This window comes from Aquabacterium sp., from assembly GCF_036279655.1.
GTDB lineage: Bacteria > Pseudomonadota > Gammaproteobacteria > Burkholderiales > Burkholderiaceae_C > Aquabacterium.
In genome coordinates, this window is sequence record NZ_DASUIT010000140.1 from 1 (window position 1) to 7,594 (window position 7,594).

Here is a 7,594-nt window from a genome sequence, read left to right on the forward strand (position 1 = left end):
CTGAGCTCGGCCGCCTCCTGAAAATTGAAGGTCGAAGGCCCCATCACGATGGGGCAGCCGCAGGCTGCGGCCTCGATCAGGTTCTGCCCACCCAGAGGGGCGAAACTGCCCCCCAGCAAAGCCACCCGCGCTGCAGCGAAATAGGCGGGCATCTCACCCATCGAATCCCCCAGCCAGACATCGGCCGACAAGGCCTGGGCGTCCGGCCGGCCGTGCGGCCAGGCACTGCGGCGCGAGAGGCTCAGGCCCTGCGCCTGGATCAGCAGCGCCACCTCGTCAAAGCGTTGCGGGTGACGAGGCACGATCAACAATCGTGGTGCCATGCCCCCCACCGCCCGGCCCGGCCCAGCGCGCCAGGCCATCCAGGCCGCCAGCAGGCCGGCCTCTTCACCCTCGCGGGTGCTGGCGGCCAGGATCAGGGGGCGGGCCTCACCCGCCGCCCGCCAGGCCTGGCCACGGGCCAGCAGGTCAGGGGCCGGCGTCATGTCGAACTTGACGTTGCCACACACCGTCACCTGGGGCCCCACGGACGCTGCCTCGCGTTGCAACAGGGTCTCGAAGCGCTGTGCATCCCCATCGGTCTGCGCCAGGACCAGCGACATGCGACGGGCAGCCGGGCGCATGAGCCACGACAGCCGCTGGCCTTGCCTCAGGCTCTTGTCGCTCAGGCGGGCGTTGGCCAGCACCATGGGCAGGCCGGCGCGCTCGGCCTCACGCTGCAACACCGGCCACACCTCGGTCTCCATCAGCACGCCAACATCAGGGCGGTGCAGACGCAAAAAGCGCCGCACCGCCCCAGGGGTGTCATAGGGCAACCAGGTCTGCACATCCCCCGACGACGCCTGCAGCAGGCTCTGCCCCGCCGCCCGCCCCGTGGCCGTGCCATGGGTCAGCAGCAGACGCATGCCCGGACACTGCAGGCGCAATGCGGCGATCAGGGCCGACGCGGCGCGCGCTTCCCCCAACGACACCGCGTGCACCCACACCAGGGTTGAAGCACGTGGCTGGTTCACCTTCTGGCGGTGCGCCCGCCCATACCAGCCCAGCCGCTCCCACCAGTGCCAGCGGTAGTCGGGCTCAATGCGCCCGCGTGACCACACGCGCCACAAGAAGGCCGGAGTGGCCAGGCGCAGCACGGTGGCATAGAGCATCAAGGCCAGGCTGTTCATGGGTTCTCAGGGGCTTGCTGCATCGCACGCACCACGGCCATCAGGCGCGGGCGCACGCGCTCCAGCAGGTACTCTCGTGACAGGTGGGTCGCCGGGCCGCCACAGTTGAGCGACACCAGGGTGCGGCTGCCATGCGGCACGAAGGCCATCGCAATGGCATTGACGTCGGCGTGCCAGTCGCCAAAGGAGCAGCACACGCCATGGATACGATCGTCGTCCATGGCCGCCGCCAGCCCGTGTTCGATCGCAGGCCAGTCGGTGGGTGAGGCCTCACGGATGCGGCTGAGCAGATCCTGACGGACACTGTCTGTGCAGGCCAGCAGATAGGCCCGCCCCATGGCTGTCGTGGCCAGAGGCAGGCGCGAGCCCACATCCAGCCCCAGGTACATGGCCGCGTCACTGCGGCAGTTTTCGACGTAGATCATGTTCAGGCGGTCACGCGCCCCCAGCGACACCATGGTCTGGGTTTCGTCGGCCAGGCGCTGCATGAGTGGGCGGGCACGGTGACGCACTTCCATGCGCGACAGCATGGTGCTGCCCAGCGACAAGGTCGCACTGCCCAGACGGTACAAGCCCGAGTCCGCATCATGCTCCAGATAGCCCAGACGCGTGAGCGTGTAGGTCAGACGCGAGACGGTGGACTTGGGCAGGCCGCACCGCGTGGCCAGAGCCTGATTACTCAAGGCCTTGTCGCGCGAACGAAAACAGCCCAGCACCTCCAGACCACGTGCCAGCGCGGTCACGAAGTGGCGATCCTCCGGTGCCTTGGTCGAGCTCAGTGGCCCGCTCCCACATGGGCATCGGGCTTGACCGCCAGGATCTGTGCCATGAAGTGCTTCTGGATGCGCTCCAGGGCCTCGGGGGTGTGGCCCTCGAAGCGCAGCACCAGCACCGGCGTGGTGTTGGAGGCGCGCACCAGGCCGAAGCCATCGGGGTAGTCGGCACGCAGGCCGTCGATGGTGGTGAGCTCGGCCCCCTCGAAGGTGGCCGTCTGGCGCAACTTCTCGATGACGGCATGGTGCTCGCCTTCGGCGCAGGGCACGTTCAGCTCCGGCGTGCTGAAGCTGGTGGGCAAGGCATCCAGCACGGCGCTGGGGTCGGCCTCCTTGCTCAGGATCTCCAGCAGGCGGCCTGCGGTGTAGGTGGCATCGTCAAAGCCATACCAACGCTCGGCGAAGAAGATGTGACCGCTCATCTCGCCGGCAAAGGGCGAGCCCGTTTCCTTGAGCTTGGCCTTGACCAGCGAGTGGCCCGTCTTGTACATCATCGGTACCCCGCCGGCTTCGCGAATGGCGATGGCCAGGCGCTGGCTGCACTTGACGTCAAAGATGATGGGCGCGCCCGGCACGCGCGAGAGCACGTCTTTGGCAAACAGCATGATCTGACGGTCCGGGAAGATGTTGTTCCCGTCCTTGGTGACCACGCCCAGTCGGTCGCCGTCGCCGTCGAACGCCAGGCCCAGATCGGCCCCCTGCGCCTTGACCGCAGCGATCAGGTCGACGAGGTTCTCGGGCTTGGAGGGATCGGGGTGGTGGTTGGGGAAGTCGCCATCGACCTCGGAATACAACTCGCTCACCTCGCAGCCCAGGGCTCGCAGGATGCCGGGCGCCGACGCACCGGGGATGCCATTGCCCGAATCGACCACGATCTTGAGCGGGCGCGCGAGCTTGCAATCCCCCACGATGCGCTGGGTGTACTCAGCCAGCACGTTCAGCTCGGTCAGGCTGCCCTGGCCGGTGGCGTAGCTCTCTGCCTCAATGCGCTGGCGCAGGCCCTGGATGTCGTCGCCATAGATGGCACGCCCGGCCAGCACCATCTTGAAGCCGTTGTAATCCTTGGGGTTGTGACTGCCCGTGACCTGGATGCCACTGTGGCACCCTTGCTCTCCGCGCGTGGCGGCCACGTAGTACAGCATGGGCGTGGTCACCGCACCCAGATCAATGACGTTGATGCCGGTGGAGCGCAGGCCCTTGATCAAGGCTGCGCTCAAGGACGGGCCCGACAGGCGGCCGTCACGTCCGACCGCCACGGCCTTTTCGCCCAGTTGCAGGGCTTCGGTGCCGAAGGCTCGGCCCAGGTGCTCGGCCACAGCCTCGCTCAAGGTCTGCCCGACAACGCCTCGGATGTCATAGGCCTTGAAGATGGAAGCGGTGACTTGCATGGTGGTCCTCGATGAAAGCATGGATGCTGCGATCCTGAGATTCTAAGGAGGCTTGGCCACGTCCGAATGACAAGTGCGGGTACAGCCGCCATATTCCCCTGATTCGCAGGGCGACTTGCTGGCCTCAGACGCAAAAAAACCCCGAACCCTTTCGGGCTCAGGGTCGATCTGCCAAAGCAGGCCGTGATCAGGCTGCGATCTGGGCCTGCACGCGGCCGCGCAGGCGCCAGCCCACCACACCCAGCCCCGCCAGCGCCAGCGCCACATTGGCAGGCTCAGGCACCGACGGAGTCACCGGCACGCCAGCGCCCAGACTGACGCAGCCATTACAGGCGTTGAACGCACCCTGCCCGTCACCCACACCCATGGTGTTGTTGCTGTAGATGTACATCGAACCGCTGCCGTCCGCAAAAGACGACAGGCTGAAGTTCGTCAGATTGCCCAGGCCGTCGAAGGACAGCGTGGAGGAGCCAGCCCCCGTGAAATCAGCCAGGGTCCAGGTCTTGGAGCCCGTCGTGATCGAAAAACCCGTCATGGCGGCGATGCCACTGAACGAATCGTCGATCGTGATCGAGCCGCTCAGGCTGGGCGAGAAGGGCATGCCATAAGGCGTACCACTGTTGTCGAACCACGGGCCCGAGACCGTGAACCCATAGGCGGTCACGGTGGCGTGAGCATGGCTGCCACACAGCAAGGCGGTTGCGCTGGCCACGGCCAAAGCGATTTTCTTGAAAGTCATCTGAAAGGTCCTCCAATTGAAGCGTATCGAAACAAAAGCACACCTCAGTGGACCACTGAGGTGTCGCGAAATGTAAGTGGGTGCTTCAATGTGTGCCATCCCTAAGTTGACACGCATCACCATCCGCCGCGCAGGTCCTGCCACCGGGCAGTGATCGCCATGGCCAGGGGCCTGTCGCTTTTGTCGTGTTCCATACAGGATCTCGACCAGGCCCGCCGCCGTCATCGCTCACCTCTCCTCTGAGACTGCCTTGGCACGTCTCTCGCAAGCAGCCCTCGACAACGGACGCCGGGAGCTCGACGATGAAGTTGCAGATGGACCACCCTGATGAGCAGGCGCTGGCGGAACGCCTTCCCGATCGGGAAAGACCGGCGAAGCCCTTGCGCGACCGCCATGGCATCGACGTGCGCCCGACCCTGCCCTGACCCAGGCCTGACGATGTACCAGCGCTCTCTCTACGACATCGTCATGGAAGCCGGACATGCCATCGACCAACTGACCCGGGAGATGCAAAGCGAGGACGAGCTCTTTGCCAGCACCCTGACCCTGCGTGCCGTGGAGGCGCAGTTGTTGATCATGGCGCACACCCTGGGCAACGTCACCCCGGTACTTCACCTGCACCTGATGCAGGTGGACTGGATGGGCTGGACCGTACTGCACGACAAGCTGCGCCATGGTGTGCAGCCCCGACGCGAGGAGATCTGGTATGCGGTCAATGGCCTGGTGCCGCAGACCCTGGGCTTGCTGCAGGACCTCCGGCGCCGCCACCCCGTGTGGTTCGAGGTGGGCTATTGAGCGCCGCCCACAGCCCCATGAAGCACTACGCACGCAGCCGGGCATGGTGCGAGTGGCAGGACTTCGCGCAATGGCAGACCGGCGCTCTTGAAGCACTGGGCGCGGTCGACGGCGAAGCCTTGCCGCCCTTCCATCTCTTGTCGCTGCCAGGCATCACCGCAGCTCAGCAGCAGGCTTGCGCCACCCGATGGATGGCCGAGCGCCTGGATCGAAGCCAGGCCAACCGCGACAGGCTGGCCCTGGAATTTGCGGGCAACCGTGCCCAGCGCCACGAGCGCCGCGACAGCCGGATTCGACTGGGCTACCTGTCCAGCGATTTTCAGCAGCATGCCACTGCCCTGCTGATGGTGGAGATGCTGGAGTTTCACAACCCGCAGCGCTTCGAACTGCATGCCTACAGCTATGGCCGAGACGATGGTTCGGACATGCGCCTGCGACTGAAGCATCGCTTTGAGCACTTCACCGACATCTCGGCCCTGGACGATGTGCAGGCGGCCCGCGCCATCCACGACGACGGCATCGACATCCTGATCGACCTCAAGGGCTACACGGCCGGCACGCGCACCATGCTGCTGACCTATCGTCCCGCCCCCGTCCAGGTCAGCTACCTGGGTTACCCCGGCACCCTGGGGGGTGGCTTTTGCGACTATCTGATCAGCGATCGCTTCATCACGCCATCGGAGCGGGCCGGTGACTACAGCGAGGCATTGGCCTGCATGCCCCACAGCTACCAGCCACACGGGCGTCAGGTCAGCGAGATCGAGCCCCCCTCGCGTGCAGCGGCCGGCCTGCCAGGCGAGGGCCTGGTGATGTGCTGCTTCAACCAGGCCTACAAGTTCACCCCGCAGGTCTTTGAGATCTGGTGCCACCTGCTGGCGCTGGTCCCAGACAGCGTGCTGTGGCTGTTGAGCGATGAGCAGGCCCAAGGCAATCTGCGACGCGAGGCCCTGCAGAGGGGCGTGGCCCCCCACCGGCTGGTGTTTGCGCCGCAGCTGCCTCAGGCGCAACATCTGGCCCGCCTGTCCCTGGCGGACCTGGTGCTGGACACCTCGCCATACAACGCCCACACCACCGCCAGCGATGCCTTGTGGGCGGGAGTCCCCGTGCTGACCTGCTCGGGTGACACCTTTGCATCGCGTGTGGCGGGCAGCCTGCTGCATGCTGTCGGACTGCCAGAGCTGGTCACGTTCTCATTGCCGGATTATGCGCAACGGGCCATCGAGCTGCTCACAGATCCCCCACGCCTGCTCGAATTGCGTCATCGCCTGGGCTGCCAGCGCGCGCTGGCACCGCTGTTCAATGTCGAGGCTTACACCCGCCACCTCGAAGCGCTGTACATCGCGATGTGGCAACGACATCAGGATGGACTGATGCCATGCACCCTGGGCCCCATGGAGGCGACCTCACGCGAGGATCCGATCAGTCTGGCACCAGCGGGTCCGGCGCCGCCTGGCTGGCAGCCCGCGTGACCTCAGGCCAGATGTCAAGATCCCTCCTCCCCGTATCGCTGCCAAGCCTCCCAACCCCCCATCAGATCGACAACCTGCAGGAAGCCGAAATCCACGAACATGTCTGCATAGGTCTGGCTGGCGTTGCCGTGGTAGCAGTAGATGACGACTGGGCGACGGCGGGACTCGCTCATCAGCAGTTGCTCATGGTTGCGCCCATCCAGACGCACACTGCCCGGCAGATGTCCCTGTGCATGATGACTCGCCTCACGCGCGTCCAGGATCAAGGCATCGGGGTGCGCCTGGAGCCACTCGGCCAGTTCGCCGGCCTTCAGGCGCTGAAAACGGGATGAAGAACTCATGGCGCAGACGCGGTGTTGCGGATGAAGTCGGCCACCTTGTAGAAGGAGGCCTCCAGTTCGGTCCGCAAGGCCTCGTCAGGACACACCATGCCCAGCGCCTGTCGCATGCATTCCATCCATGCATCACGGGCCGATGCATCGATGGCAAACGGCTGATGCCTGCGCCGCAGCATGGGTGCGCCACGCTGAGGGCTGTAGTGTTTGGGCCCCCCCATCCATTCGCTGAGGTAGAGGATCAGGATGGCCTTGGTCGCTCGCAGGTCGGGTTCGTGCATGGCACGGATGGCGGCCGCCTGAGGCAGCGTGTCCATGGCCTGATAGAACGCATCGACCAGACGAACCACGGCCTCATGACCACCGATGCGGTCGTAGTGCGGATTGGACGGGGCTGGGACGATGCTGGGGATGCTCATGAAGCATCTGACATGCAACTGTCATACCAAGCCGTCACCGCTGCCATGGCGTGCGACAGCTCAGAGAACGAAAAAGCCCTGACGCTTGCGCATCAGGGCTTTGCATGTTTGGCGGAGTGGACGGGACTCGAACCCGCGACCCCCGGCGTGACAGGCCGGTATTCTAACCAACTGAACTACCACTCCGCAGTGGCAACGACTTTGGTTGCACAAACAACCCAAGCGCCGTCAAACTTGGCGTCTCCTAGGGGATTCGAACCCCTGTAGCCACCGTGAAAGGGTGGTGTCCTAGGCCTCTAGACGAAGGAGACAGTATCTCATCACAACACGCTGACCGAATCCATCTCAACACCAGCCGGGCGCCACCCGCAACTCCGCGGGACTGAACCCGTGGGCATTGTGGTGGAGGTAAGCGGGATCGAACCGCTGACCTCTTGCATGCCATGCAAGCGCTCTCCCAGCTGAGCTAGACCCCCATCGCGTCTTTCGACCACGGCAGGGCGCCAA

Annotated in this window: 9 protein-coding genes and 3 tRNA genes; 3 read left to right on the forward strand and 9 right to left on the reverse strand. The window is 65.1% G+C overall.

The window, feature by feature from the left end:
* The 4 genes from VFW84_RS15075 to VFW84_RS15090 form a co-directional block, all read right to left on the reverse strand.
* Positions 1 to 1,169: 3-deoxy-D-manno-octulosonic acid transferase (locus VFW84_RS15075; RefSeq protein WP_329681284.1), on the reverse strand; the 1,169-nt coding region annotated here is incomplete at its 3' end.
* Positions 1,166 to 1,912 carry an IclR family transcriptional regulator gene (locus VFW84_RS15080; RefSeq protein ID WP_329681285.1) on the reverse strand — a complete coding sequence of 249 codons (747 nt, stop codon included), beginning with the start codon at positions 1,910 to 1,912 and terminating at the stop codon, positions 1,166 to 1,168. The genes VFW84_RS15075 and VFW84_RS15080, both read right to left, overlap by 4 nt.
* Before the next feature lie 32 nt (positions 1,913 to 1,944).
* On the reverse strand, positions 1,945 to 3,330 hold the full coding sequence (locus tag VFW84_RS15085; protein WP_329681286.1) for a phosphomannomutase/phosphoglucomutase: 1,386 nt from the start codon (positions 3,328 to 3,330) through the stop codon (positions 1,945 to 1,947).
* A 187-nt stretch (positions 3,331 to 3,517) separates the two neighbouring features.
* Positions 3,518 to 4,069: a PEP-CTERM sorting domain-containing protein gene (locus VFW84_RS15090; protein ID WP_329681287.1), complete on the reverse strand. Its 552-nt coding sequence runs from the start codon at positions 4,067 to 4,069 to the stop codon at positions 3,518 to 3,520.
* A 302-nt stretch (positions 4,070 to 4,371) separates the two neighbouring features.
* On the opposite strand from VFW84_RS15090, the gene VFW84_RS15095 reads away from it, so the two are divergent.
* From VFW84_RS15095 to VFW84_RS15105, 3 genes are read left to right on the forward strand one after another with little or no spacing between them, the layout of a single operon-like run.
* Entirely contained in the window at positions 4,372 to 4,494 is a 123-nt protein-coding gene (locus VFW84_RS15095) for a hypothetical protein (protein WP_329681288.1), read from the forward strand.
* A gap of 13 nt (positions 4,495 to 4,507) precedes the next feature.
* Positions 4,508 to 4,864: a hypothetical protein gene (locus tag VFW84_RS15100; protein ID WP_329681289.1), complete on the forward strand. Its 357-nt coding sequence runs from the start codon at positions 4,508 to 4,510 to the stop codon at positions 4,862 to 4,864.
* A 17-nt stretch (positions 4,865 to 4,881) separates the two neighbouring features.
* Positions 4,882 to 6,333, forward strand: coding sequence for a UDP-N-acetylglucosamine-peptide N-acetylglucosaminyltransferase (locus VFW84_RS15105; protein ID WP_329681290.1), 1,452 nt, complete (start codon positions 4,882 to 4,884; stop codon positions 6,331 to 6,333).
* 14 nt (positions 6,334 to 6,347) lie between these two features.
* Here the strand turns inward: VFW84_RS15105 and VFW84_RS15110 are convergent, their stop codons facing one another.
* From VFW84_RS15110 to VFW84_RS15130, 5 genes are all read right to left on the reverse strand, one after another.
* A complete protein-coding gene (locus VFW84_RS15110; RefSeq protein WP_329681291.1) occupies positions 6,348 to 6,674 on the reverse strand; it encodes a thiosulfate sulfurtransferase GlpE in 327 nt (108 codons plus the stop codon).
* Positions 6,671 to 7,087 (reverse strand): group II truncated hemoglobin, encoded by a 417-nt coding sequence (locus tag VFW84_RS15115; protein WP_329681292.1) that lies wholly within the window; start codon positions 7,085 to 7,087, stop codon positions 6,671 to 6,673. The genes VFW84_RS15110 and VFW84_RS15115 overlap by 4 nt, the downstream gene beginning before the upstream one ends.
* 109 nt (positions 7,088 to 7,196) lie before the next feature.
* Positions 7,197 to 7,273, reverse strand: a tRNA-Asp gene (locus VFW84_RS15120).
* 49 nt (positions 7,274 to 7,322) lie between these two features.
* Positions 7,323 to 7,398: transfer RNA gene (locus VFW84_RS15125), tRNA-Glu, on the reverse strand.
* A gap of 89 nt (positions 7,399 to 7,487) precedes the next feature.
* Positions 7,488 to 7,563: transfer RNA gene (locus VFW84_RS15130), tRNA-Ala, on the reverse strand.
* Between the last annotated feature and the right edge of the window lie 31 nt (positions 7,564 to 7,594).